This window comes from Pseudomonas sp. K5002, assembly GCF_013386655.1.
Lineage (GTDB): Bacteria > Pseudomonadota > Gammaproteobacteria > Pseudomonadales > Pseudomonadaceae > Aquipseudomonas.
Window position 1 is genome coordinate 1 of the sequence record NZ_JACARK010000302.1, and the last position, 720, is coordinate 720.

Here is a 720-nt window from a genome sequence, read left to right on the forward strand (position 1 = left end):
CGCCAGCAGCACCTCCTTGAGGGCGGCGTTGTCCACCACCGGGCCGCGGCTGGCGTTGATCAGCCAGGCACCGGGCTTGAGCTGGTTGAGGCGCTCGCGGTCGAACAAGTGCCAGGTGGAGCCGTTGCCGGATTTGTTCAGCGGCGTGTGCAGACTGATCACATCGCACTGCTCGACGATCTGCTCCAGGCTGACGTAATCACCGTCCTCGGCGATCTGCCGGGGCGGGTCGCACACCAGCACGTTCCAGCCCAACGCCTTGAGCACCTTGACCAGACGCCCGCCGACTTCACCGGCCCCCACCACACCGTAGGTGCGCTGGGCCAGGTCGGCGCCTTCGATCTCGGCCAGGGTCAGCAGGCTGCCCAGTACATAGTCGACCACGCCACGGGCATTGCAGCCGGGGGCGCTGGACCACTGGATGCCGGCGCGCTGGAAGTAATCGAGGTCGAGGTGATCAGTGCCGATGGTGCAGGTGCCGACAAACCGCACCGGCGTGCCTTCGAGCAAGGCACGGGTGACGTTGGTCACCGAACGCACCAGCAGCACATCGGCCTGTTCGATCGTCGCGCGGTCAATGGACCGGCCCGGAACCCGGCGAATCTCGCCGAATCCTTCAAAGAATGCATCGAGCAGCGGGATATTTTCGTCGGCAACAATCAGCATGGCAGGCTCCTTTCGCGGATCAGCAGTGTACAGCGGTTTTCCTTGTGGCGAGGG

At 64.7% G+C, this 720-nt stretch carries 1 protein-coding gene; it reads right to left on the reverse strand.

What is annotated here, in order from left to right; translation table 11 throughout:
- The coding region (locus tag HX846_RS15420) for an NAD(P)-dependent oxidoreductase (protein WP_306173120.1) at positions 1-666 on the reverse strand (666 nt) is incomplete at its 3' end.
- Positions 667-720 lie beyond the last annotated feature (54 nt).